Origin of the sequence: Rothia sp. HMSC062H08 (genome assembly GCF_001810775.1) — a bacterium.
In the GTDB taxonomy this organism is placed as follows: domain Bacteria; phylum Actinomycetota; class Actinomycetes; order Actinomycetales; family Micrococcaceae; genus Rothia.
Genome location: NZ_KV802651.1, coordinates 361,238 through 387,647 on the forward strand (window position 1 = coordinate 361,238; position 26,410 = coordinate 387,647).

Genomic DNA, 26,410 nt, shown 5'->3' on the forward strand with positions numbered 1-26,410 from the left:
CTTCTCGAAACACATGTGGCTTCTCGCGGTATAAGAGCGGTATGTAGGCTGCAGGTTTACTTGTACTGCGCCTTCTGGAAGGACGCGCGGCGTGCCGCCTCCTCCGCATGCTTACCGGCAGGCTTGTAACCCATGGTCGTGCAGATGACGCGGCCGTCCACGAAGTACTTCGCCAACATTTCACGGTCCGCCGGCGAATCCAGCTGCGCCCAGCGTCCCTGCTCAATATTGAACGCAATCTGCGCCACCAAACAATCAATCTGGTGATCATTCAGCGAATAGTCGTGCTTGCGTCCGCCGGGGAGCAGAATCTCCAGCTTCCACTGGCTCGCATCCTTCGGGTTCAGCTTGATAGCGTCCGGGTTCTTCGGGTACACGCGGAACGCGCGAACATCCGAGTAGGGGCGGGACTTCGCCGGAAGGAGCAGACGCCCAGCCTGGAACGAATCCGGGTTGAACAGCACGTAATCGCGGTTATACATCAGCAACATAATCATCAGCGGAATGTACGCCGCCGCCAAGAACCAAGAAGCATGACCGATATAAATCGCTTCCCAATCCTCGTCGATGCTCCAGCCCGCCAGCGAAGTCAGGAAGACCGCGGCGAGCAGGAACGCAATGCCGTTGAGTACCCAGTAGACGGTGCGGTCGTCACGAATCGGCTCCACACCCGGCACGGTGCCGCGCACACGGAACGGTGCGCTCAGCTTACCCAGCGTCGCCGAGTAGATGCGCGGCATGCCCAGCACACGGTCGTCCTTACTGTATCCGCGAACTGCACGCCACTGACGGCGGCCAATACGCGCACCCAGGTACACCATGAGGAACGGCAGAAGCAGCGCCGGCAGTACAACACCGTCGTACACGATATCCCAGTACAGGGTGAAAATTGAGACCGCCACAATCCAGCCCCACAGGTACATGACCACGTGGAACCAGCCGCTAAACACGCCGGCGCCCTCAATAGAATCCAGCTTCTTCTTCGCCTTCTTCGTGGCGCTACCCTTGCGGGAGGAGCTCAGCGGCGCACCCATTGCGGTACGTTCCGCGGTGGCGCGGCGCGCCTCATCAACGGGCGAGCCGGACACCTCAAGGTACAGTTCGGCTGCCTTCTCCTTCTTGATGGGCACCGGGTAGGCGATGTCCACCAGCAGGCACAAGCCCAGGTACACCATGAAGGCGATCAGCCACACGTCGCGTAGCTGCTCCATGGGCAGTCCCAGAGCGCTCAGATCCATGAGCGGCTCACCTCCTTACGTCTCTCAAACCCTTACGCGGATGCGGCAGCAGCTGCGGCAGCCGGAAGAGCCGAGATGATACGGTCCATCGCCTCATCATTGTGGGCGGCAGAAACGAACCATGCCTCGAATGCGCTCGGCGGCAGGTACACTCCGGATTCGAGCATGGAGTGGAAGAACGCGTTGTAACGGCTGGTTGCCGACGCCTTGATGTCGGCGTAGTTGTGCACGCCCTCCTGAGAGGTGCCAAACGCGACCGAGAAGAGGTTACCGGCGTTCTGGATGGAGTGGTCCACACCGGCGGCGTTGAACGCCTCGGTCAGAGCCTGCTGCAGCTGGGCGCTGCGGGCATCCAGGTGCGCGTAAACGGCGGCATCAGCCAGGGTCAGGGTCGTAATACCCGCCGCGACGGACAGCGGGTTACCGGAGAGGGTACCCGCCTGGTAGACGGGGCCGACCGGCGCCAGGTGCTCCATGACCTCACGCTTACCAGCCAGCGCCGCGATGGGCATACCGCCACCAATGACCTTGCCGAACGTGAAAATATCGGGAACCCAGCCGCCATCCTCGGGGGCCGCGTAACCCCAGTAACCAGCCGAAGACACACGGAAACCGGTCAGCACCTCATCAAAAATGACGAGCGCACCATTCGCGTGAGCAATCTCGTGCAGGCCACGGTTGAAACCGGGCTCGGGGGTCACCACACCCATGTTGCAGGGCGCCGCCTCAGTAATAACCGCGGCAATCTGACCCTCGTGGTTTGCGAACGCCTCACGCACAGCGTCCAGGTCGTTATAGGGCAGAACGATGGTCTCCGCGGCGGTTGCGGCAGTCACGCCAGCAGAACCCGGCAACGCCAGGGTAGCCACACCCGAACCAGCCTCGGAAAGCAGCGCATCCACGTGACCGTGGTAGCAGCCCGCGAACTTAATAATCTTGTCGCGACCGGTCACACCGCGCGCCAGACGAATCGCAGTCATGGTCGCCTCAGTACCGGTCGACACCATACGCACCTGATCAATAGCGCCGGGAATCGCCGCGTTAATACGGTTGACCACCAGCTCAGCCAGCTCAGCCTCCGGCGCGCTCGCCGCACCAAAGGACAGGCCGCGCTCAGCCGCCTGCTGAACCGCCTCAACAACCTGAGGATGCGCATGACCCAGAATCGACGGGCCCCACGAGCAGACCAGGTCAACGTACTCGTTGCCGTCCGCATCGTACAGGTACGCGCCCTTAGCCTTCGCGGCAAACGCGGGGGTGCCGCCCACAGAATTGAAAGCACGCACCGGGGAATTCACGCCGCCGGGAATCACCGCGCGAGAACGCTCAAACAGCTTCTCGCTGGCTTCGTGGTGCAGCGGGTGGGTAGAGGAAGGAGTCATCGTATCGGTGCCTTTCAACAGAGACGGCGAACTAAAGAATTACAAGGGACGATGCGCACCAGGCAACGGAGCCCGCACGCCACTAGCGTCCCGTACCTAACCATCATAGGCGCTACAGATGAACCGCAGGTGACAAGCACCTGAACGTACCGAAAGGTGAGGATAAAACACAACAAACAAGTTAGGGAACAGAGGGGATGCGCAACGCGCTAACGCAGGTGCCGGTCAGTGTCCAGACGGTTGAGCACCTGAGTGTCCTGATCGAACAGCCAGTTCTTATCAAAGAGCAGACGCACAAACGCCAGGCCCATACCCAACGCCATGAAAATCAGCAGGGACTGAACGAAACCGCTCGCCGCCGAGTACATGTCACCGCTAGCAAAATGCGACATCGAACGGTAGAACGGAACACCCGGAACCATCGTCACCACCGCCGGAACCGACAGGGAAATACGGGTGTACTTACGCTGATGCAGCGGCGCCACAATCTCAGCCAAAATACCCACACCAAACACGGCAATCGTCGCTGCCATATGCGCGGGCATACCCGCCTCCACCATGTGAATACGGATGGGGTTCGCCACCGCAGCAATCACACCACCCCACACACACGCCACCGGGGAAGCGGCAAAAAGCATCGCGAAGCCAGCAGCCGCAACACCCGAGGAAAGCACCTGCAACACCAAATACAGGGTCGGGTCAAGGTTAAGAGGCGCAGGAGCCGCCAACGGCAGGTGGAAGAGCGAACCCAAAACCCACACCGCAAACGACGCACTCAGCAACAACAAACCCACATAGGTTAGACGCGAAATACCCGCCAAAAAGTCCATGCGGGAAATATCGAGCATGCCCGTCACCATGGGGAAACCGGGCACCAAGAACAGTACCGACGAAATGAAACCAATCATATGGTTCGGGCTAATCCAACCCACCGCGACCAGCACATTAACAAGCGCAATGTACAGGCCCGCCGCCAGGAAGCCGCACGCCATCCACGTTGCCAAATGGCTCACCCCGCGCTTGAGCAGAGTCGAACGCAAAAACTGGCCGGCACCCGCCGCGAAGAACACCACCGTGCACTCCACCAGACCGCCACGGTTCAAGAACGCGAACCCGGCACACGCCACCGCCGACGCCAGCGCCAACATCCAGCGGGTGTATAGAGGCTTCGCCGAATCGATACGGTCCAGCTCGGCGTTCGCCTCCGCAGGGGTAATCTTTTCAGGAAGCTCAGAAATGAACTTACCCAACTGATCCAGCTTATGAGCGTTAATGCCCATCGTGCGCTGCTCAGCCACCTCAGTACGGAAATTACCCTCCGTGTAAGAAGACGTCGAAATTTCGGTGAAGGTCACCTGCGCGTGATGCTCCTTCAACCCCACAGCCTTCGCCAAACGCGCCATCGACGCCTTAATACGGTAGGCGCTCGCACCCGACTTCATCAGGATGCGGCCCAGGCGGAGCACCACCTGCGACTGCGCCACCAGGTGCTCATGAGCCAGACGGGTAGACCCCAGATAAATACTGCGCGTATTAGTGTCAGGGTACGGCTCGGTAGTGCGGGGCTGATCATCCATGAGAGGCCTTCCGGGTCGTGCTATTCACGTGCTATTCGTGTAGGTGTGGTTCCTTATCTAGCATAGGGGAGAAGCCCAAACGGGGATAGTGTCAGCCCATCAGCAAAGGAGAAGTAATTGGGGATGCAGCCTAGGTTTTTAGCGGCGCAGGTTTAGCGGCGCAGGTTTAGCGGCGCAGTTTTATCGGCGCACCGGCCAGCGGCCGTCAATGACCTCAGATTCCTTACCCGGCTGCGTACGCAACCACGCCTGGAAGCTCGCCGCCTGCTCCGCCGCCCACTGAATCTGCTGCTCGTGCAGCTGGCGTGCATCCACGTTGAGAACCTCGGGGAACTGCTCGGTGAGCTTCACCAGCAGACGCTCCGCCGCCAGGGCATCATCAGCGGAGGTGTGCGCATTCTCCAGGGAGACACCGTACTCGGCGGCAAGAACCTCAAGGGTGCGCTTGCCGCGCTTACGAGGAATCACGTGCTTATGCAGAACATACGGGTCGAGCACCACACCCGGCGGCAGCTCGCCGTTGGCAATATTGTGGCGCAGCATCTCGTGGTGCAGCACCGAAAAATCGTAGGCGGCATTGAAGGCAATAATCGGCACACCATCAAGGTTCAGCGCACCAATCGCGCCGGCAAGCTCCCACACAACCTCGCGGGCGGGACGGCCGTGCTCACGCGCGTACTCTGTCGTAATACCGTGCACGGCGGCGGCACCGGCGGGAATCTCAACGCCGGGGTCAGCCAGCCACTCGCCACGGCGCACCACATTACCCTGAGGGTCCAGCAGAATCAGGGAAGCAGTCACGATGCGGGCGGTGGTGACGTCCACACCGGTGGTTTCAAGGTCAAAAGTGGCGCGCAGGCCGTTCATCCAGGTCATGCTATAAGACTAACCCAGCGGAGAAGGAGGCGCGCGCCCGGTCGTCACGCGGCTGTGGATAAGCCCCCCGCGGGGCGGCATATTAAGCCCTGGGAGCGGCATATTAAGTCACCGAGGCGGCACATAAGTAGCTGACGAGCCCACATGACCGCCGACAAGGTACAACCGCGCTACAGCCGATAGACTGAAACCATGACAACCCAACTTCTCACCGGCATCCCCGGAACCGGTAAAACCCATCACCTCACCGAACGCGCCCTGCGCTACCTCGCCGACGGGAACGACCCCGCCCGGCTGCTCATCCTCGCACCCACCCGCACCGCTGCGACCCGCATGCGAGACACCATCGCCGCCTCCAGCGACCGCAGCCTCTCCGTAGCACCCACCCGCGCCTGGGCGGCATACGCCTTCGACCTGCTCAAACGAGCCCAAACCCGGGGGCTGCTCAGCGGCGTAGAAGGCAACCTCAAACTCCTCTCCGGCCCCGAACAAGACGTCATCATCGGCGAACTACTCGCCAACCACGCCGAAGGCATCGCACCCGGCCCCGCCTGGCCCGACGTACTCCGCGACGCCCTCGCAACCCGCGGATTCCGCCACGAAATCCGCGACTTCTTCGACCGCATGGCAGAATACGACCTCACCGCCGAAGACGTACACGCCCTCGCCACCGAACACAACCAGCCCGCCTGGCACGCCCTCGCCCAACTGCACACCGAATACCGTGCCGTGCGAGCCCTCCGCGCCAAAAACGCCTACGACCCGGCAGTACTCATCAACGACGCCTGCCGGCTGCTGCTGCGTGCCCCCGAATTTCTCGCCGAAGAACGCCGCCGCTACGACCTGATCCTCATCGACGACGTGCAGGAACTCAGCCCCTCCATCTACCGGCTGCTGCGCCTCATCGCCGCCGAAGTCGCCCCCGCAGACGCCGCGCACCTGACCGAAACCCACCCCGACCTCTTCGCTGAAGGCCCTCGGGTTGTCATGACCTACAGCGATGAAGCCGTCGTCCAGGGCTTCCGAGGCGCCCGCCCCGACCTCGTCACCACCCTGCAGGCAAGCTTCCCGAGCATGCGCACCCGCACGCTCACCACCTCGTACCGCCTGCCCGCGCTCATGATGCCGCTCGTGGCGGACATTCGCCGCCGCTTGCCGCGCTACACCCGGTTCGTGCCGCTCACCGCCGAACAGGCAGGGGAGAAGAACAGCGCGCAGGAGGGGGTAAAGAACGGTGCGCCCGCAACCTTCGGACGCATCAACCCCACCCCCGCCGATGAAGCCCTCACCTGGGGCGCCGCCGACGAACCGCTGCTGCACCTGGGTGCCGACGGCAAAATCCTCGACCCCGCGCACTACCGCACCGCACCCGCTGGCGTGTATAAGTATGCGCTTTCCAGCTCTCAGGACGAGGCGAACCTCATCGCCCAAATGCTGCTCGAAGAACGCATCTACGGCAACCACCCCTACCGCGAGTCCGCCATCATCGTGCGTAGCAGCGCGGACGTGGCGCGCATCCGCCGCGTGCTCTCCTCGAACGGTATTCCCTCGCGTACCTCCGCGGCGCTCGTGCCGGTGCGCGACGAGCCCGCCGTACGCCCCTTCCTCGACGCGCTCAGCCTGCTCGTCTACGCCCGCAAGCGCGGCGAGAAGGCACTGAACCCCGCCGTGCACATGCCCGCTGCAGAAGGTGTGGAGTCGGGGGAGCGTGGCGGCTACGAGGCCCTCAGCGCAACCGAAGCTGAAGAACTCATGCGCCGAAGCCTCGATGACGTCATCGCCGAAGAAAGCCGCGCCAACCCCCTCGGCGGCGCGCAGAGCGCCATCACCCTGCTCACCTCCCGACTCGGTGGCGCATCCAGCATGGACGTGCGACGACTCCGCCAGCAACTACGATCCATCGAACTGCAAAGCGGTGGCCACCGCCCCAGCGACGACCTGCTCCTCGGCGCCCTGCTACACCCCGAAACCCTCCCCGAAGAGGGCGTAGGACGCGCCGTGCACCGCATCGCAGCCGTGCTCTCCGCCGGACGTAAAGCACTCGCCCGGCCCGAATCCACCAGCACCGAAGTGCTCTGGGCGCTCTGGGAAGCCAGCGGCCTCGAAAAAACCTGGGTCGCCCAGTCGCGCGGCGCAGGCCCCGACGCCGACGCAGCCCACCGAAACCTCGACGCCATGATCGGCCTCTTCGAAGCCGCCGACCGCTTTGACGAGCAGATGCGCGGCGCCGGTGCCGAGCAGTTCCTCGACTTCATCGACGCGCAGGACCTGCCCATGGACACCCTCGCCGCCCGCGGCGTCCGCCAAGACGCGGTCGAGATTCTCACCCCCGCACTCGCCGCCGGTCAGTCCTGGCGCACCGTATATGTATGCGGTCTGCAGGAAGGAACCTGGCCCAACACCACCGTGCGCGGCTCCCTGCTGAGCACCGGCGACCTTGTGGACCTGTGCGATGCACGCATCCGCCAGCGCGCACAGCAACAGGCAGGGGAAGAACAGGTGCTGCCCGCGCGCATCCGCAGCTACCCCGAACGCGTGCGCGACACCCGCCACGACGAGCTGCGCATGTTCGCCGTCGCCGCCACCCGAGCTAGCACCCGCCTCGTGCTCACCGCCGTACGCAACGACGATCAGGCGCCCGGCGAGTTCTTCGACTTCGTGCTGCCCACTGATGCGGTCGGTGACTCCACGGACGTGCCCATTACCCGCGTGCGCCGCCCCGCGACCCTGCGTTCCCTGGTGGCGGAGCTTCGCCGCACCCTCGTTGAGGAATCGATGAACGCGATGCGCGCCGAAGACGCTCAGGACGGTGCACCGATGCACAACGCACCGGAGGAAGAGGCGCTCACCCCGGAGGGTTCCGCGTACCGACTCGATGCCGCCTCCCGCACTCTGGCGCGTCTGGCGAACGCCCAGGCACCCGGCGCCGCACCCGACGAGTGGTGGGGCCTGCTGCCGCTTTCCAGCACGGAGCTGCTCTTTGCGCACCGCCCGGCAGACCACGCTGAGCTGGACGAAAACCACGGTGAAGAACACGGCGAAGAACAGGCCGAAAACCCTGGCCGCCGCACCATCACGCTCTCGCCCTCGCGCCTGGAAACCATCCACAGCTCCCCGCTGGATTGGCTGGTTTCCGCCGCCCGCGCGGAAGCCCAAACCGACCTGTCCCGCTCCCTCGGCACGCTCGTTCACGCCATCGCCGAGGAGTACCCGACCGGCACCCTCGAAGAGCTCCAAACCGCCCTCGACGAGCGCATTAGCTCCCTCGGCGTGCCCGCCCGCAAGGAGGACGAGACCGACGAAGAGTACCGCGAGCGCGTGCCCTGGGAATCCTACGCCCTCTACGAGCGCGCCAAGCGCATGATTCTGCGCCTGAGCTACTACTACCGTCAGCACATGGGGGATGCCGGCTGGCAGAACCTCGGTGTTGAAGGCTCCTTCGCGGTGCGTGTGCCCGTGCCCTTCGACCCCGCCGGTGAGGTTGGCGAGCTGGATGCGCTGCTCACCGGTCGTGTGGACCGCCTCGAGGGTACCGCCCCGGCGGAGGACGGAACCCGCCGCTACGCCATTGTTGACCTGAAAACCGGTAAGTCTAAGCCGACCGGCTCGGAGATGGAGACGCATCCGCAGCTTGCCGCCTACCAGATCGCGGTGGAGGCTGGTGCGGGTGAGCAGCTGGAGGAGCGCTACCGCGCCGAAGCCGCCGCCTTGGAGGCGGGCGAGCCGCTACCGGATGCCCGCCCCCAGGAGCTGGAGTACACCGGCTATACGGGTCATTCCGCAGGCGCGGCGCTCGTGCAGTTGGGCGCCTCGGGCGTGAACGACGAGAGTAAGACTCGCCTGCAGGTTCAGCTGGCTCTGACGGAGCACGATTCGTGGGCGGCTGAGCTGGTGCAGCACGCGGCGGAGCTGATTGCTGGCTCGCAGGTGCAGGCTCGTCACCGTGAGGGCGGCTATGGGTGCCGTCTGCCGGAGATCTGCCCGATTTGTACGCGCGGCCGTCAGGTGACGCAGCCCTAGTAGCCGCGTACCCTACGTTTACTTTCGATATCACTCACACCGAACCTCCCATGAGAATGATCCATGAGGAAGAGGAATCATGACTGACTCTGGCGCATATGGCGCTGATATGCTGGGCGCTACTAACCCGGGCGTTACTACCCCCGGCGCTCACCCCGGTTCTGGCACCGGCATGCTCACCCCCGCCCAGTGGTGCGAGCACAATAGCTGGCAGCTGCCCAACGGCGTGCTCTTCTCTGCTGAAGCCGCCGCGAACGACCCCGCGCTGAAGCCTGCCGACTACCGCAGCGCCCTCGATATTGCCGAGATGCTCAACGGCGCCGACGGTAAGAAGCCGACCCCCGAGCAGGTCCGCATGATTGAGGCGGGCCCCGCCCCAACCCTCGTCATTGCGGGCGCCGGTTCGGGTAAGACCGCGACCATGGTTGACCGCGTGATTTGGCTGGTCGATAACGGCTTTGTGCGCCCTGAAGAGGTGCTTGGCGTGACCTTTACCCGCAAGGCGGCAACCGAGTTGCGCAGCCGTATGCGTGCCGGCCTGAACACGCTGCGCCGTAGCCGTCGCGTCGCCCCGACCGATGAGGAGCTGCGCGAAGGTATCGCTGACCCGACCGTGCTCACCTACCACTCCTACGCGAATAACCTCGTCAAGGAGTACGGTCTGCGCTTGGGCGTGGAGCAGGACGCACAGATGCTTGGCGATGCGCAGAAGTGGCAGCTTGCCGCGCAGATTGTGCAGTACTGGGAGGGGGAGCTTCCCCTCGATAAGGACGGCGTGCCGGTCTCTGCGGCGACCATGATTAACCAGATGCTGCAGCTTTCTGACGAGTGCGCGGAGCACCTGGTGGAGCCGCAACAGGTTATTGACTTCTGCACCGAGCAGTTGGCGGCGTATGCGGCGGTGCCCGAGCCTCGCCGTGAGACGAAGACTGAGAAGGACATTCTGAAGGTTCAGCGTCTGCTGCGGAACCGCCGAGTGTACGCGCGCATGGCGATGAGCTACGCCCGCGTGAAGGCGCGCATGCAGGTGCTGGATTTTGGTGACCTGATGCGTTTTGCCGCCCGTATTGCGGAGGCTGACCCGGCGATCCGTGAGGGTGAGCGTGCCCGCTTCAAGGTGGTTCTGCTGGACGAGTTCCAGGACACTTCGCACGCGCAGATGAGCTTGTTCTCCTCGATTTACGGTGCTGATGAGGCGGCGGGTATTCCGGCGCATCCGGTGATGGCTGTGGGTGACCCGAAGCAGTCGATTTACGGTTTCCGTGGTGCTTCGGACGGTCAGATGTTCAGCTTCTACCGTCATTTCCCGACCGAGCATGTGCAACCGCTGTTCCTGTCCATTGCGTGGCGTAACGACATTTCGGTGCTGAACGCGGCGAACCACGTGGCGGAAAAGCTGAAGGAGGTTCCCGAGTGGGTGCGTGCCGCCGACGGCGATATTACCGCCGCTCAGGTTCCTGACCTGCGCCCGCGCTGCGCCCTGGTGGGGGAGCCTGGTTCACCCGCTTTTGAGCAGGCTGCCGCGGGCATGGTGGGGCGCGTTGATTTGACGTACCACGATTCTGACCGCGAGGAGGCTGTGGCTATTGCCGAGCGTATTGCGGCGATGCGTGCGCAGGCGGTGCGCGAGTATGAGCGCGCCTACGCGGCGCATCGTTCCGGTGATGGTTCGGTGCGTCCGCGTCTGAAGATGCCCGAGATTGCGGTGTTGGCGCGTGTGCACGGTCAGCTGGACCCGATTCGTGTGGAGTGCGAGCGCCTGGGTATTCCGGTGCAGCAGGTGGGTTTGGGCGGTTTGCTTTCCCAGCCGGAGGTTGTGGATTTGGTGTCGGCGCTACGTGTGCTGGCTGATCCGAACCGTTCGGATGCCCTGGCGCGCCTGCTGACGGGTGCGCGTTGGCGTTTGGGCGCGGCGGATATGTTGGCGCTGGGTGATTGGGCGCAGTCGCTGGTGCGTGAGCGTGAGCGTGCCCTGCGCGAGCAGATGGCGTTGCGTATGCTCGCCGAGGCTGAAGACGCCGACGATGCAGCTGCTATCAACCTGCAGGCGGAGCACCTGCGTGCCGCCCAGGAACGCCTGGACGAAACCCTCAAGGGCGCGGTGGAGGACTCCTCAGGCTACGCCTCCCTAATTGAGGCGGTGGAGAACCTGCCGCAGGACGGCGCGGACGGCGAACCCCTCTACGGTGAGCAGTACCGCGGCCGCCGTTTCTCCCCGGCTGCGCTGGAGCGTCTGCGTGCTTTTGCTGAGCAGATGCGCGTGTTGCGTGCCGGTTTGAGCGAGGATTTGGGCACGCTGCTGTACGAGATTGAGCGGACCATGCTACTGGATATTGAGCTGGCGGTCCGCCCGGGTACCGACCCGCTGGGTTCGCGCGCGAACCTGGACGCTTTCCATGAGGTGGCCGCCGCCTACGGAGTGTCTGCGCCGCGTATTAACGCGATGATTTACGCCGGCTCTGACGGCGTGAGCGCGGAGGAGGGCGACCCGGGCGCGCGCCGCTTCCTGCTGTCTTCGGGCGGTGTGAGCTACGTGATGGGCTTCCTCGCGTGGCTTGAGCGCGCCGATGATGAGGAGAAGGGCCTGGCGCTGGGCGCCGTGGAGCCTGACCCGAACGCGGTGCAGCTGATGACCATGCACGCCGCGAAGGGCCTGGAATGGGATCATGTGCTTCTGCCCGGCCTGTGCGGTAGCGCGACCGGCGGGCAGACCCCGAACCTGTGGCAGGTGTCGGCTAGCACGGCTCTGCCCTGGCCGCTGCGTGGCGACCGCGAGTACCTTCCGTCGATCCTTGAAACCCCGGAGGAGATTACCGCCTTCGAGAAGGCGAAGGACCTGGAAGACTACCTGGCCGAGCATAAGGACGATGCCGCCGAGCACGCCGGCATGGAGGACCGCCGCCTCATGTACGTGGCGATGACCCGTGCCCGTAACCTGCTGGCGTTGAGCGCCTACCGGTGGAAGAGCGCCGCCGCAACACCCCAGCCGGTGCAGCCCTTCTGGGAGGAGCTGATGGAGATGCTTTTCAAGTCGCTCTTTGACATGGGCACCCCCACGGTAGATGCGCCCTCTGTGCGCCTCCCGGAGACGATGGATGCGCCCTGGGCGGCACCTCAGCTGGTGGGCATGGGCCTGTCCTACACGATGCCGAACCCCGCCGACAAGCGCAAAAAGGTGCACCTGAACCATGTGCGTTGCTGGGCTGAGCAGCTGGCTGAGTCGAAGTACCGCCTGACCGAGCCGGTCACCCTGGTGCACGGCACGGTCGTGGACCCCGCGCACCTGCCGCCCGTACCCGATGAGGCGGCACTGCTGGAGGAGCTGGAACGCTACCCCCTAGACACCGACGAGCTCACCCCCGAGCAGGCGGAGGCGCGCGCGGCCGCCCAGGCAACCTACGTCGAGCAGGTGCAACGCTACGCCTGGGCGTTGGTGGAGGCGATGGCTCCCGCCCTCGCGCGGGATTGGCAGCTGGCGGCTCCTCATACCCGCGCCCGCACGGTGGCGGAGAATTGCTCCCGCCTGAACCTGCCCGTGCCCGAGTGGATTGTTGAGGCCACCGAGCGCGAGAAATGGCGTGAAACGCAGCCACTCGAGCCCGGTTACTCGCCCACGGTGGCGGCGGCGCTGCCGATTGAGGTGCGCGGCCAGTTCGCGCAGAAGAACTACGAGGACAGGAACCCGAACCTGGGTGCGGTGCTGACCGCCATGTGGCCTTTTGACCCGCTGGAGCGCCCCGTGATTTGGCGTTGGGCATCTGATGATGCCCTGACGCAGGGCACGGAGGCGATGCTGCGCCGCGGCCAGCACGAGAACCTGCAACGTGAGATTGCGATTAACTCCTCGAGCCGTCGTGAGGCGGTGGAGCGTGCCGCCCTGGCGGTGGAGCTCGCTGTCGGCGCGGGGGAGGATGACCTGCACCAGAGCGGGGATGTAGCGGGGGAGAGCGCAAACCACCCTGCACCCGCCGTACTCGCTGTACACGGCGAGTCCGCCATTCCTGAATCCCTGCGCCAGCAGGCGGTGGACTGGGAACGCGAAGCCGACCTGCTACTGCTCATGATGGGCCAGACCGACCCGGTGCTGAGCGAGCAGCTGCCAGGGCACCTGTCCGCATCCACGTTCATTCGCCTAAGCGAGGACCCGCAGGGCACGGTGCATCAGCTGATGCGCCCGGTGCCGCAGCGTCCCTCGCGCGCGGCAACGATTGGTACGGCGGTGCACGCGCTAATTGAGGAGCACTTCGGGGTGGCGCCGAGCGCCGACCCGCTGGAGGCACCCGACGCGGAGGACACGGTGGGCGTTGACCTGCCTGCTTCTGCTGCTGCCTCCGCCTCCGCCGCGCCCGCTGAGCCTGCAGATCCTGCTGACCAGCAGGAACAGGACGAGTTCACCTTCGAGGACGACTTCGAGGAATCCGAGAGCGAACTGGACGCCTCCGTTCAGCGCCTCTGGGAGCGCTTCGCCAACAGTGAGTGGGGCAGCGACGAGTGGAAGGACCGCATCTGGGCGGTCGAATACCCGGTCGAAACCCACATCGAGGGCGTAAGCCTGCGCGGCCGTATCGACGCGGTGTTCCGCACCGAGGACGAGGGCGGCGAACGCTGGGTGCTGGTGGATTGGAAGAGCGGTTCCCGCCCGAAGATGTCGACCATGCAGTCTCGACGCTTCCAGCTGGGCCTGTACCGCATCGCGTTCTCCCGCATTATGGGCGTGGACCCGGAGCGTATCAGCACCGTGTTCGTGTACCTGGGCGGCAAGGGTGTTGCGGAGGTGTGGGATCACCAGATCCGCGGCGGCCTGCCCTCGGAGGCGCAGCTGGCGAAGGTGATCCGCGAGGCGCGCAAGGGCTAGGTAGCGGATCTCAACAGCGAATCTCCCAGCGCCGGGCGGGCGGCGCTCGCGCGTTAGCTTGAGCCAATAACCGAATACAGAAAAGCAGCTCACGGAGGCATTGCGCCTCGTGAGCTGCTTTTCTGCGTGGACTTCTGCGGTTAATGGCAGAGAACGCCTCTTCACCCCACTGCATTAGGGTGATGAGGCGTCCTCAGCCGCTGAAGAACTATAGAGGTACTTCGTGCCCTCGCACGCTCCGGGAAAGAATCGCGCCGAACGACTGCCGCTCTCGCGGCCTCACTCGCGCCGCCGGCGCCCCGTGGGGTTTGCGTGCGTCTTTACTCTCAAACACAACCTCGAAAGTAACTCTATAGATTTCTGCCATCGGTGATTGGTTGCGCGGTGCATGAATCCGGCTCGGGTCTGACATGACCGGTCAGGGTCCCGTCCAATCTGTCTCCCCAATTTATCGCTGCCACGATATCAGCGCTGGTCAGTGCGCTATGGGGAGTGTGTCCGCTGGTATTCTCGCGGCACAGCAAAAGTATTCCAGGAGTTTTTGAAAAAATCTACAGGGTAAGTTTTTACCCTAAAATGCACTATTTTGAGCATAGTTCAAGGTGAAGTTGAGACTCTGTGGACTCCCGAGGTCAAAAGTTGGTTCATGTGGGTTTGTGGCGTATTAGCACCCGGGAAATATTGTGAATGGCGCCTTTAGCGCACCTTCAAGTCTCAGCCTTAATCTGAGTCATTCATGCACAAAAATGCAAAACTGGTGCTCAAAAGGTGAGGGGAAACACTTAAAGAAATTTCGGCAAAAAGCCCACTAAAGCCCCTCCACTAGCCCTTATAGGCATCATCCCGTCGGTTTGACAGACAGTCAGGAGAGCAGGTTTCACCGGGCGCGAGTCAGCGGATATACAACCCAGTAGGTACAGTTCAGCCCCGCAGCGCAGTACTGCGGGGCTGAACTGAAAATCTAGCTGAACCGAAAACCTATGCGGTAAGTAGCAACCTAACAGCTACCCGACCCAATACCTACTCGGTGGGGCCGACTAGCGGGCCGACCTCCTCCTGTCCGAGCAGTTCGCCGGAGGCGCGCAGGTCGTCCTGAATGTCCAGGAGCATGGACACCGCGTGGGTTGCGCCGTCGCGGTCGCCAACCTCCACGGTGTGGGTGAGCCACTGGGCGATCGCGAACTCCGCGTAGAAGTTCGCGCGCTGCGCCAGGTAGGCGTCGGGCAGCTGAGGCATCTGCTGGCGGTACACCTCGATTGCCTCGTCGGTGAAGTCGATGTCCTGGCAGGAGTACAGCCAGGCGAAGTCCTGCGCGGGGTCGCCCACGTGCACATCGGACCAGCCGGTGACCTCCACGATGCGCGCCGTCGAGGGCGTGACGTGCAGTACGAGGTTCTCGGCCCCCATGTCACCGTGGACCACGCGCGGGCGGAACTGCCACATGGGTCCGGGGGAGAGCACGGTACGCCAGTGTGCGAGTAGGTCGGCGGGCACCTTGCCGGTTGCGGCGGCACGCTCGAGCTCGGCGTTCTTGCGCAGACGAATCTGCTCCGAAGAGTAGGAGGGCAGGTCGGCTTCGTAAATAATGTCTTCGGGCATCACGTGCAGGGTCGCAATGTCCTTGGCGATGATGGATGCCAGGGAGGGGCGGTTTGCCGCAACTTCGCGGCGGCTCAGCTCAGCGAGCTGGTCCACGTCGTAGATGGTGCCGGGGATGTGCGTGTACACGAACACATTGCCGCCCGCGTAGGGTACGGTGCCGGCGACGGTGGGTACGGCGAAGGGCAGTCGGGCGCGCAGGCCGGGGCTGAACGACTGCAGGATGAGGTGTTCAGCTTCCAGACGCATGCTGGCGTCGGGGCGGCGCGGGGCGCGCACTCGCCAGCGGCGACCGGTGGAGTCGGCGATGATTGCCGAGTCGAAGTCGTCGCTGTCTTCGCGGACCGGTTCGGCGCCGACGGGGTAAATCCCGGGCACTCCGGCGGAGACAATGGCTGCTAGCTGAAGGGGAGATAAAGTCACGGGTTAAGGTTACCAAACCAATGTGTGCCGTTTAGTAGTTTTTGGAATCTTTATGCCAAGTGGTGAAGATACTCGTGGACAAGCCTAAACGTGCTCGCCTGCGTAGCCCGTTGAGCTTCTATTTGCCCATTCCACAAGAGGCGGGTTCCTCACGCCCTGAATGAAAGCAGTAGCCAAGAAGCCGCGGCGGGTCTGGGGAACACAGTCTGGGAGAATACAATGGAAGACCGGCTATCACCGCCTCGCGCACCCGCATACACACATGCCCGTATGCCCGCGCGAGCGCATGCCGCCTGCCCGCACCGCCCGCCTTACTGATGGAGCATTATGACCGCCACACCTCAGCAGCCTCAGCATATGATCTCCGCAGACGATATCCTTGCCGGGCTTGACCCGGATCAGCGTGCGGTCGCCACCGAGCTGGACGGCCCCATGCGCGTGCTGGCGGGTGCCGGTACCGGTAAGACCCGCGCGATTACGCACCGCATCGCCTACGGTATTGCGATCGGTCGCTACCAGGGCCCGCGCGTACTCGCCCTGACCTTCACCCTGCGCGCGGCGGAGGAGATGCGTACCCGCCTGCACCAGCTGGGTGCGCACGGCGTGCAGGCGCGTACCTTCCACTCGGCGGCGCTGCGTCAGCTGGCGTATTTCTGGCCGCAGGTGGTGGGCGGTACGTTCCCGTCTATCGTGCAGAATAAGGCAGCGCTCATTACGGAGGCGGCGAACCGTCTGCGCATCAGCACGGACCGTTCCCTGCTGCGTGATTTGGCGTCGCTGATTGAGTGGGCGAAGGTTCAGCTGCTCACCCCGGACACCATCATGCAGCGTCTGAGTGAGAAGCAGCTGCCCTCGGCGGTTACCCCGCAGAATATGCAGCGTATTTTCCAGGCGTATGAGGATTTGAAGGATGAACGTAACCTCATCGATTTTGAGGACGTGCTGCTGCTGACCATCGCCATGCTGGAGGAGGACGAGAAGCTCGCGGCGACCGTCCGCAACCAGTACCGCCATTTTGTGGTGGACGAGTACCAGGACGTGTCCCCGTTGCAGCAGCGTCTGTTGGATGTGTGGCTGGGCGGCCGCGACGATATTTGCGTGGTGGGCGACGCCTCCCAGACGATTTACTCTTTTACCGGTGCGACCAGCCGTTACCTGCTGGATTTTGCGCGCCGGTACCGTGGCGCGCACACGGTGAAGCTGACCCGCGACTACCGTTCCCATTCGCAGGTGGTGGAGTTGGCGAACCGCCTGTTGGCGGCGCGTCGTCCGCATCCGGATTCGAGCCCGCATTCGTGGGCGCCGCCGCTGGAGCTGATGTCTCAGCGTGGCCCCGGCGTGGATGTGGAGTGGTTCGGCTATGCCGACGATGAGCAGGAGGCCACCGGCATTGCCGAGGACATCCGCGACCTGATTGAGAAGGACGGCGTGCCGCCTTCGGAGATTGCGGTGCTGTTCCGCACGAACGCGCAGTCGGCGGCGATTGAGTCTGCGCTGGCTGCCGCCCACATTCCGTACCAGCTGCGCGGCGCGGAGCGTTTCTTTGAGCGTCCCGAGGTCAAGCAGGCGATGCTTGCCCTGCGCGGTTCGGCGAAGTCCACGGACGGTACCGAGGACGTCACCCGCTACACCCGCGACGTGCTCGGCGGCCTCGGCTATAAGGAGGAAGGCCCCCTTTCGGGAGGCGCCACCCGCCAGAAGTGGGAGTCCCTCGCCGCCCTGGTGCACATGGTGGACATGATGGCGCAGCACCGCCAAGAGCAGCTTCAGGAGCACCGCGCGAACCCGCGCCCGGGTGTGCCCGAGCCGCTACCTTTGACCATGCACGAGGTGGTGGCGACCCTGAACCACCGTAGCGAATTCAACGACGCACCGCAGGTCAACGGCGTCACCCTCGCCTCCCTGCACGCGGCTAAGGGCCTGGAGTGGGATGCCGTGTTCCTGTGCGGCCTGAACGAGGGCCTCATGCCCATCACTTTTGCGACCACCCCGGACGAGGTGGATGAGGAGCGCCGCCTGCTGTACGTGGGCATTACGCGCGCCCGCAAGTACCTGTGGCTAACCTGGACGATGACCCGCACCGTGGGCGGTCGCGGTCAGCGTAAGCGTTCGCGTTTCCTGGATGATATTGATCCGGCGAAGCGCCGCCGCAGGGCTGAGAGCGCCGGCTCCTCGTATAGCCAGGCTCGCTCGACTCAGCCCCGTGCCATGCAGCCCCGCCGTTCGTCGAAGGGAAGAGGAGATTATGGCTCAGCGTTTTAAGCGTGAGATTCTGCCCGCCACCGAGGACCGCCCGCAGATTGAGCTGGTCCGCTCGGCGCGCCGCACCCGCACCATCAGCATGCAGCGTGACGGTGTGGACGAGCACGGCAACCCCGCCTACCGCCTGCTCATTCCCGCCGCGAGCACGAGTGAAGAGATTGACGAGCATATTGCCCGCCTGTTGCCGCGCATTCAGCGTCGTGCCGCCCGCCGTGAGCGTGCCACGCAGCTGACGGTCACGGACGAGTATCTGCACTCCCGTGCCCTGCATCTGGCGCAGAAGCACCTGCCGGAGCTGGTTGCCTCGGGCAGGCTCGAGAAGCTGTCGATTCGCTGGGTGAGCAACCAACGTCAGCGCTGGGGCTCGGCAACCTACGCGAACACGCAGATCCGCATCTCCTCGGAGCTACAGGGCGTACCCGAGTACGTGCTGGATTCGGTGATTCACCACGAGCTCTGCCACCTGCTGCAGCCGAATCATTCGGCGGCGTTCCGTGCCCTGGAAGCGCGCTACCCGCAGCTGCTGCGGGCGCAGGCATACCTGGAGGGGTACGCGCTGGGGCGCTCGCGTGTTGAAGGTGAACGGGGCGAGCGCGGCGAAAACAGCGCCGGCTAAAATCCTGCCAGCTAAAATCCAGCCGGCTAACGCGCTTCCCGAAAATCAAAGAATCAAAAACCAACCGAAACACTCGAGCGGGGGTGGCTTGTACATTCACAAGCCACCCCCGCTCGAGGTGTCAGCTATTTACTTTCGCCGCTCAGCTTTACTTCGCTCAGCTCTACTTCTCTTCGGGCGCGTCGCCGAAGCCGCCGTCCAGCAGCTTCTGCAGCTCCGAGTCGAAGTCCACGTCGTCCAGGCTGATTTCGTTCATGCGTGCATCGTATGCGGTGAAGTCTTCCAGCTCGGCGGGGGTGGGCAGGGTCTCCGGGGTGTCCCAGAGGCCGTCGCGTGCCTCAATGCCGTGGGCGTTTTCGTACCAGCGCCAGAACTGCTGTGCCTCACGCACCAGGCGCGGGCGCAGTTCCAGGCCGACCAGGTTCTCGAAGACCTGCTCGCTGGGGCCGCCGTCGATGCGGCGGCGCGCCATGATTTCGGTCAGCTGCGGTGCCTTGGGTAGGTTGCGGGTCGCGTCCTCGGTTACGACGGATACCCAGCCTTCGATGAGGGCGAGCAGACCCTCCAGGCGCTGTACCGCCAGTTCCTGGTCTTCGGTGCGCTGGGGACTGAACATGCCGCCTTCGAATGCTTCCTGTACGGCGTCGGGGTTGCTCATGTCCACCTGGGATGCGGCGTCCTGCATGCGGTTCATGTCCACGCGAATGCCGCGGGCGTAGCGCGCCACGAGCTGAACCAGGTCTTCGCGCAACCAGGGGTTTGCCTTGTGCAGACGGATCAGCGCGGATTCACGCACAGCAAGGTAGAGCAGGACCTCCTGCGGGGGCACCTCGATGCTGTCGGCGAGCTGCTGGTAGCCGTTGGGCAGCAGCGCGGAGGAGCCGGGCGCGAGGGGGAAGCCCACGTCGGTGGAGGAGTACACCTCACCGGCGAGCTGCGCGAGTGCCTGCGCCATCTGCGCACCAAAAATCACGGAACCAATGTTGTTCAAGAAGCCGCTGTTGAGAATCTGCGAGATCTCTTCGGGCACGTCTTCGGGTGCGCCGGGCATGACCATGGACTGGGTGACTTCGGCTGCGACCGGCTCGACCATTTCGCGCCAGGAGTCGAAGGAATGCTCAACCCACTCGGCCTTGGACCATGCCTGCACCGGGTGGTTGTGTCGTTCAATGGTGGTCACCGCATCCAGCCAGAGGTCGGCGAGGTTCGCCGCGTCTTCTACGGCACGCTTGAGGTTTTCGGGTACAGAGGGGTCTTCACCCATGGACGCGAGCATCTGGCGGGTCTGGTTCTTCACGTTGTCCCAGTTCACACCGCTGGGGCTGTCGGATGCGCCCGCGCCGGAGAACATTGCCTGTACCTGCGCGAACATGCTCTGCATCATGGCGGGGTCGAAGCTCATGCCCATGTTCTTCAGGTCTTCGGGGTCGATGCTGATGCCGAAGGGGTTCTGGCCGCCTTCGCCGAAGAGCGCGCCAAAGGGGTTCTGCGCGTTGGAGGAGGCGCCCTTACCGCCCTGGCCGGTTGCCCCTGCGGAGGGGTCGAAGCCCTGCTCCTGCATCTTCTTAATGAATTCTTCGAGGGGGTCGCGCTCGTTGGAGGCGCCGCCGGTGGGGTTCTCAGACATGTGAAGCCTTTCGTAATCCGGGGGTGGGCGCAGCTGGCCCGCTCGCTGTCCAGCCTACCGATTTTTGCTGAGAATTTCCCGTGCCATTGCTGTGGAGGCGGCTTAATCAGCTAAGGGCACACAAGCTTGTCTTTGGGATCGGGTTTTGGGAGCTTTTTCGTGCCGCTGTCACCGTCGGGTGCTGACAAAGCGCGGCGGGGGCAAGAGCGGGGGCAAGAGAGTAAACGCCTCCTGGTTGCTCTATTTTTAGCGGGGTGACGGTGCCCGCGCGCGTGTTGAAAAGCTGGTTTATCCGGTACTGTAGAAACCATGACTAAGTCCACCCCCGATGCTGAGCAACAGCCGAACGCCGCCTCCGCGAGCGTGAAGAGTAATGAGAAGGCGGCTAGGCGCCGTTCGCGTTTTGCGCCGCGCCGCGTGAACTTGCGTTCGGTGAGCGCTGTGGCGACGTGCGCCCTGCTGGCTGGTGCTTTTGTTCTGCCCAGTTCCTATGTGAAGGAGGGCCCCGGCCCGCTCTTTGATGTGCTCGGAACGTACCAGGAGAAGGACGTCATTGAGGTTTCTGGCGCGCCCAGCTATAAGACGTTCGGCAAGATGAACATGACCACGGTGTCGGTTTCGGGCGGCCCGTACACGGAGCTGTCCGGCGCGGAGGCGTTCTACGGCTGGTTGGCGTTTGACGGTAACCGCAGCCTCGTGGTGCCGACCGATGCCCTGTACCCGCACGTGAGCCATGAGCAGGCGACGGCGGCGACCGGCGCGCAGATGGCTGATTCGCAGACTCAGGCGAAGGTCGCGGCGATGCGCCAGCTGAAGATGGCGGTAACTGAGAAGGTTCAGGTGCTTTCCACGGTGGAGGGTTCCCCGGCGGCGAGCGCGCTGAAGGCTGATGACCGCATCGTGAAGGTGGGGGAGAAGCAGATTGAGACCCTTACCGATGTTCCGAAGGCGGTAAACGCCTCGAACGGCTCGCCGATTGATGTGACCGTGGAACGTGGCGGCAAGCAGCAGACATTCAAGCTGACCCCGGTTCGTTCCAGTGACGATAGCCGCTGGATTCTGGGCGCGGGTTTGAAGCAGAGCTATGACCTGCCGGCACACGTGCAGTACAACCTGGACGGTGTGGGCGGCCCGAGCGCGGGTCTGATGCTGGCGCTGGGCACGGTCGATAAGCTGAGCGAGGGTACTTTGCTCGCCGATGAGGATGCCGGAGGCGACCCGTACCGCAGCTACATTTCGGGTACCGGCACGATTGATGCGAACGGTAAGGTCGGCGCAATTGGCGGCATTAAGTACAAGATTTTGGCGACGGGCCGTTACGGTGCGCGTTATTTCTTGGCGCCTAAGGAGAACTGCGATTCGATTGTGAAGATGCAGGCGCAGGACCCCGACCTGTTCAACTACTATCACGCCGGTCAGGTGCGCGGCACGATGGTGGTTGTGCCGGTGTCGACCCTGGATGAGGCGGTGAAGACGGTCGAGGCAATTAAGTCTGGCACCCCGGATGATTCCCTGCCCCGCTGCGGTTCCTAACATAACGTTTTTCTCCGCAAGGTTCTCACCCGTATAGCGTAGAAGTCAGCCCCGGTACTTTACGGTACCGGGGCTGTTCTGTGCCCTATTCTCTGTCCTCGTCTGCGTCTCCGTAATCCTCGCCAGCACCTCTCATCTCAGCATTTCGCGCCCCAAAACCTCTCAACCGGTCATATTTCGCCCCGAGCTTCTACGAGGTTCTGCCCTTCTGCGTTACCTCTGAGATACTTAAAGGCAGTTATTTTCTCTGAACGTATGATGAGCGAGGAATTGTGTCTGAGTCGACCAATAACACCGCGCATCCCAAGCCGAAGAAGTCAACGCCTAAGCGTCGTAGCCCCCTGAGGGCGACGATTGCTGTGGTGGCGGTGCTCATTGCTGCTTTTGTGGGTGCGTCCCAGGTGTACACGGACTGGCTGTGGTTTGATCAGCTGGGTTATAGCACCGTGTTCACTACCCAGATTTTGTTGAAGGCAGCCGTGTTTGTGGTGGCTGCCGTGGTGATTTCTGTGCCGCTGTGGGCTTCGATGTCCTACGCGGTCCGTCATGCTGATGTGGCGCCGGCGTCCGAGAAGGAGCCGCAGGAGGCGCCGAACCCGAATCAGAGCGTGCCGACGAGCGGCACGGATGCTGCCGAGCAGATGCTGCGTGATGTGTTTGGTCAGCAGCGTGCTGAGGAGAGCATGCGCCGCTACCACGAGAGCGTGGATAAGGCGCGTAAGGTTCTGCTGATTGTGGTTCCGCTGCTGTTGGGTCTGTTCATTGCTTCGGCGACGATGACTCAGTGGAGCACCGTCGCGCTGTTCTTCAATCAGCAGTCCTTCGGTAAGACTGACCCGGAGTTTGGTCTGGATTACGGTTTCTTCCTGTTTGCGTTGCCGTTCTTCCGTATGGTGGTGACTCTGGTGACTTCCGCTGTGGTGCTGTCGGCGCTCGCGGGCCTGTTCATGCACTACTTCTACGGCGGTATTAAGGTGCAGCCCGGTGGCGTGAGTACCACGTCGGCATTCCGCCGTCACGCTGCGATTGTGGTGGCTGTGTTTTTGCTGACTCGTGCGGTGAGCTTCTGGTTGGACCGCTATTCGTCGACTCAGCAGCAGGTGGGCCGTTGGGCTGGCGCGATGTACACGGATGTGAACTCGTCAATCCCGGTGAACGCTATTTTGGCGATTTCTGCTCTGCTGGTGGCGATCATGTTTGTGGTGGCTGCTTCGATGAATCGTTGGCGTCTGCCGCTGATTAGCACCGCGATGCTGGTGATTGTTGCCGTGGTTGCTGGCGGCCTGTACCCGTGGGTTGTTCAGCGTTTCCAGGTGGTTCCGAATGAGCAGGGCGCTCAGTCGAAGTTCATTCAGCGCAATATTGATGCGACCCGTTACGCGTACGGTCTGGACAAGATTGAGACCACTCCGTATGACGCGACGATTGATACCCGTGCCGGTGCGTTGAGCTCTTCGAGCGCGACTATTGCGAATATCCGTCTGTTGGATCCGAATGTTGTGTCCTCGGCGTTTGCTCAGATGCAGCAGTTCCGCCCGTACTACCGTTTTGATTCGCAGCTGTCGGTGGACCGCTATGCGGTGGGTAACACCACGCAGGATACGGTGCTGGCGGCTCGTGAGCTGAACCCGGCGCAGACCAGCGGCGATTCTTGGTATAACCGCCACGTGGTGTACACCCACGGTTACGGTGTGATTGCCGCGTACGGTAACCAGGTTGATTCTGCGGGTAACCCGAAGTTCTTGCAGTCCGGCATTAAGGCAACCGGTACCCTGAGCGAGGATTATGAGCCGCGTATTTACTTTGGTATGAGCTCGCCGGAGTATTCGATTGTGGGCGGTAAGGGCGACACCCTGGAGCTGGACCGTCCGCTTTCTGCTGAGGAAACCAACGCCTCCGATGCGAAGTACACTTTTGCCGGTTACGGTGGTCCTCGCGTTGATTCGCTGCTGGCTCGTCTGTCCTACGCGATTAAGTTCCAGTCCTCTGACATTCTGCTGTCGGATGCGGTGCGTGAGGGTTCGCAGATTCTGTATGAACGCAACCCGCTGGACCGTGTGCGTAAGGTGGCGCCGTACCTGAGCGTGGATTCTAAGCCGTACCCGGCGATTGTGAATAACCGCGTGCAGTGGATCGTGGATGCATACACCACGAGCGATCAGTTCCCCTACGCGCAGGGTAGCTCCCAGGACGCGGCAACCGCTGCGGGTGCTCAGCGTTCTAACTCGGTGAATTACATCCGTAATTCGGTGAAGGCTACGGTGGACGCGTATGACGGTTCGGTGACCCTGTACGCGTGGGATGAGGAGGATCCGGTGCTGAAGGCATGGCAGGGTGTTTTCCCTGGCACGGTGAAGAGCTACCGTGAGATGAACGCTTCGCTGATGAGCCACGTGCGTTACCCGACTGACATGTTCAATATTCAGCGCACCATGCTGAATAAGTACCACGTGACGAACGCGAATAGCTTCTACGCCGGTGACGATGTCTGGTCGATTCCGAACGACCCGACTAATGATCGTAACCAGCCGATTTCGCCCTACTACCTGTCCCTGCAGATGCCTGGTGATTCTCGTGCGCACTTCTCGTTGACGACCACGTTCATTCCTCAGCAGAGCGATTCGAACTCTCGTAACGTGATGTACGGCTTCCTGGCGGCTAATGGTGATGCCGGTACCGGTAAGGACGGCGAGCGTAGCCCCGATTACGGCAAGTTGCGTCTGCTGGAGTTGCCGCGTTCTTCGGTGGTTCCTGGTCCGGGTCAGGCTCAGAACATTTTCAACTCTGATGCTGAGGTGTCGAACCAGCTGAACCTGCTGCGCCGCGGTTCGTCTGAGGTTATTAACGGCAATATGCTGACTCTGCCGGTGGGCGGCGGCATGCTGTACGTTCAGCCGGTGTACGTGCAGTCGAGCGGTGACGCTAAGTACCCGCGTCTGCAGCGTGTGCTGGTGAGCTTCGGCGATAAGGTCGGTTTCGCTCCGACTCTGGAGGAGGCGCTGAACCAGGTGTTCGGCGGCTCCTCGGGCGCGAAGCTGGACGGTTCGGCGGCTAGCCCCTCGGCTTCTGCCTCCGGCTCCTCTGGTTCTTCGGGTGCTTCGACCGGAGGTTCTTCGGCTTCGCAGTCTTCGGAGCTGAAGCAGGCTCTGACGGATGCCTCGAAGGCGATGACCGATGCTGATGCGGCGATGAAGAAGGGCGACTGGGCTGCCTACGGTGAGGCTCAGAAGCGTCTGGAAGCAGCCGTGAAGAAGGCTCTGGAGGCTGAGGAGGCGCAGAGCACGGCGTCCGCTAAGGCTTCTGCATCGGCAGCGCCCAGCGCCTCGGCGGCTCCGAGCGCAGCGGCTAGCGCTAAGCCCAGCGCGAGCCTTTCGACTTCTCACTAGGATGCCTGAGGCGGCGGGGGAGTAGCGCATACCGGATGCTCACGGATCGGATGTCCACGGGTCTAGCGTCCTCGCTCTAGAACCGGGGCCTGCACTGGATACGGCTCCTACTGACTACCTCTAGCGGTCTCTGACGGAACGGGGTGGAAGTGTATCGCTTCCACCCCGTTCCTGTATGTTCTACCCCTGGCACTGCCCCGTAGCCCCTATTCCTACCCAACTGCTTTCTACCCAACTGCTTTCTACCCAACAGCCCCTATTTTTGTGTGCTTGGTTACAAATCGCGTTTTTGGCTTGCATGCCCGGTTTGGGGTCTGTATAGTTGTATGAGTCGCCGCGGGGTGGAGCAGTTCGGTAGCTCGCCGGGCTCATAACCCGGAGGTCGCAGGTTCAAATCCTGTCCCCGCAACCAGAAAAACCCGGTATCTCAACGAAAAGTCGCTGAGATACCGGGTTTTGTTTTGCCCTGACGAGACCGAATCCCTATGTTATTCCCTACCTTTCAGCCAAACTCAGGCCCGTCGTCGAGGTGGGGGGAGGGGGGACTATCACCCAACATCGAGGACTATCATCCAACGCCCCTTCGGGGCGTATGACTATCTTCGCTCGTGCATGATCTCGTGGGAGGGAGGTTGCAGAGGAGGATTTTCACCGCCTAATCGGCGTTGATACCGGCTGTTTACCGCCTGAAAATGCAAAAGCGGTATAGCATTTTCCCTCGTATCTCAACCGAATCCCAACCCTTTACCGCCTTCACCGCCTAAAACCGAAAACTTTTATATATACACACGCATATGTAGGAAGATGAACACTCGCGTGTACACTTTTTAGAAATTAGGCGGTAGAGGCGGCAACACACCATGTTTTGACTGATATACCAACGTTTTCGATATACCGCTTAGCCTCAAACAGGCGGTAACTAAGCGGTGAAAGAGTAGCGTCCCGCATAGTGGTGTAACCGTGTGGTGATCGGCCCGTTGCTTGTGATGGGTGCGGTCACCGTGTGATCCTTCGAG

At 62.6% G+C, this 26,410-nt stretch carries 12 protein-coding genes and 1 tRNA gene; 7 read left to right on the forward strand and 6 right to left on the reverse strand.

From position 1 onward, the window contains the following. Positions 1–56 precede the first annotated feature (56 nt). The 4 genes from HMPREF2765_RS01870 to HMPREF2765_RS01885 form a co-directional block, all read right to left on the reverse strand. Positions 57–1,238, reverse strand: coding sequence for a sugar dehydrogenase (locus HMPREF2765_RS01870; RefSeq protein WP_070604134.1), 1,182 nt, complete (start codon positions 1,236–1,238; stop codon positions 57–59). Positions 1,239–1,270: 32 nt separating this feature from the next. Then, entirely contained in the window at positions 1,271–2,620 is a 1,350-nt protein-coding gene (gene hemL / locus HMPREF2765_RS01875) for a glutamate-1-semialdehyde 2,1-aminomutase (RefSeq protein ID WP_070604135.1), read from the reverse strand. A 209-nt stretch (positions 2,621–2,829) separates the two neighbouring features. Further along, positions 2,830–4,197 (reverse strand): threonine/serine exporter family protein, encoded by a 1,368-nt coding sequence (locus HMPREF2765_RS01880; RefSeq protein WP_070604136.1) that lies wholly within the window; start codon positions 4,195–4,197, stop codon positions 2,830–2,832. 180 nt (positions 4,198–4,377) lie between these two features. Further along, positions 4,378–5,073: a 3'-5' exonuclease gene (locus HMPREF2765_RS01885; protein WP_012903182.1), complete on the reverse strand. Its 696-nt coding sequence runs from the start codon at positions 5,071–5,073 to the stop codon at positions 4,378–4,380. A 192-nt stretch (positions 5,074–5,265) separates the two neighbouring features. On the opposite strand from HMPREF2765_RS01885, the gene HMPREF2765_RS01890 reads away from it, so the two are divergent. After that, complete coding sequence (locus HMPREF2765_RS01890) at positions 5,266–9,093, forward strand: UrvD/REP family ATP-dependent DNA helicase (protein ID WP_070604137.1); 3,828 nt, start codon at positions 5,266–5,268, stop codon at positions 9,091–9,093. Positions 9,094–9,172: 79 nt separating this feature from the next. Further along, positions 9,173–13,948: an ATP-dependent DNA helicase gene (locus tag HMPREF2765_RS01895; protein ID WP_070604138.1), complete on the forward strand. Its 4,776-nt coding sequence runs from the start codon at positions 9,173–9,175 to the stop codon at positions 13,946–13,948. A gap of 1,020 nt (positions 13,949–14,968) precedes the next feature. Here the strand turns inward: HMPREF2765_RS01895 and HMPREF2765_RS01900 are convergent. Continuing rightward, positions 14,969–15,970 (reverse strand): phosphotransferase, encoded by a 1,002-nt coding sequence (locus tag HMPREF2765_RS01900; protein ID WP_070541642.1) that lies wholly within the window; start codon positions 15,968–15,970, stop codon positions 14,969–14,971. A gap of 327 nt (positions 15,971–16,297) precedes the next feature. Between HMPREF2765_RS01900 and HMPREF2765_RS01905 the strand changes: the two genes are divergently transcribed. Further along, entirely contained in the window at positions 16,298–18,232 is a 1,935-nt protein-coding gene (locus HMPREF2765_RS01905; RefSeq protein ID WP_070604139.1) for an ATP-dependent helicase, read from the forward strand. Then, a complete protein-coding gene (locus tag HMPREF2765_RS01910) occupies positions 18,216–18,848 on the forward strand; it encodes a M48 metallopeptidase family protein (RefSeq protein ID WP_083303603.1) in 633 nt (210 codons plus the stop codon). The genes HMPREF2765_RS01905 and HMPREF2765_RS01910 overlap by 17 nt, the downstream gene beginning before the upstream one ends. Positions 18,849–19,011: 163 nt before the next feature. On the opposite strand, the gene HMPREF2765_RS01915 is transcribed toward HMPREF2765_RS01910, so the two are convergent. Next, positions 19,012–20,475, reverse strand: a complete 1,464-nt coding sequence (locus HMPREF2765_RS01915; RefSeq protein ID WP_070604140.1) for a zinc-dependent metalloprotease — start codon at positions 20,473–20,475, stop codon at positions 19,012–19,014. 309 nt (positions 20,476–20,784) lie between these two features. Between HMPREF2765_RS01915 and HMPREF2765_RS01920 the strand changes: the two genes are divergently transcribed. The 3 genes from HMPREF2765_RS01920 (at position 20,785) to HMPREF2765_RS01930 (ending at position 25,806) form a co-directional block, all read left to right on the forward strand. After that, a complete protein-coding gene (locus HMPREF2765_RS01920) occupies positions 20,785–22,008 on the forward strand; it encodes a YlbL family protein (RefSeq protein ID WP_070604141.1) in 1,224 nt (407 codons plus the stop codon). Between the two features lie 272 nt (positions 22,009–22,280). Next, positions 22,281–25,394 (forward strand): UPF0182 family membrane protein, encoded by a 3,114-nt coding sequence (locus HMPREF2765_RS01925; RefSeq protein ID WP_070604142.1) that lies wholly within the window; start codon positions 22,281–22,283, stop codon positions 25,392–25,394. 335 nt (positions 25,395–25,729) lie between these two features. After that, positions 25,730–25,806, forward strand: a tRNA-Met gene (locus HMPREF2765_RS01930). The last annotated feature ends 604 nt before the right edge of the window (positions 25,807–26,410 follow it).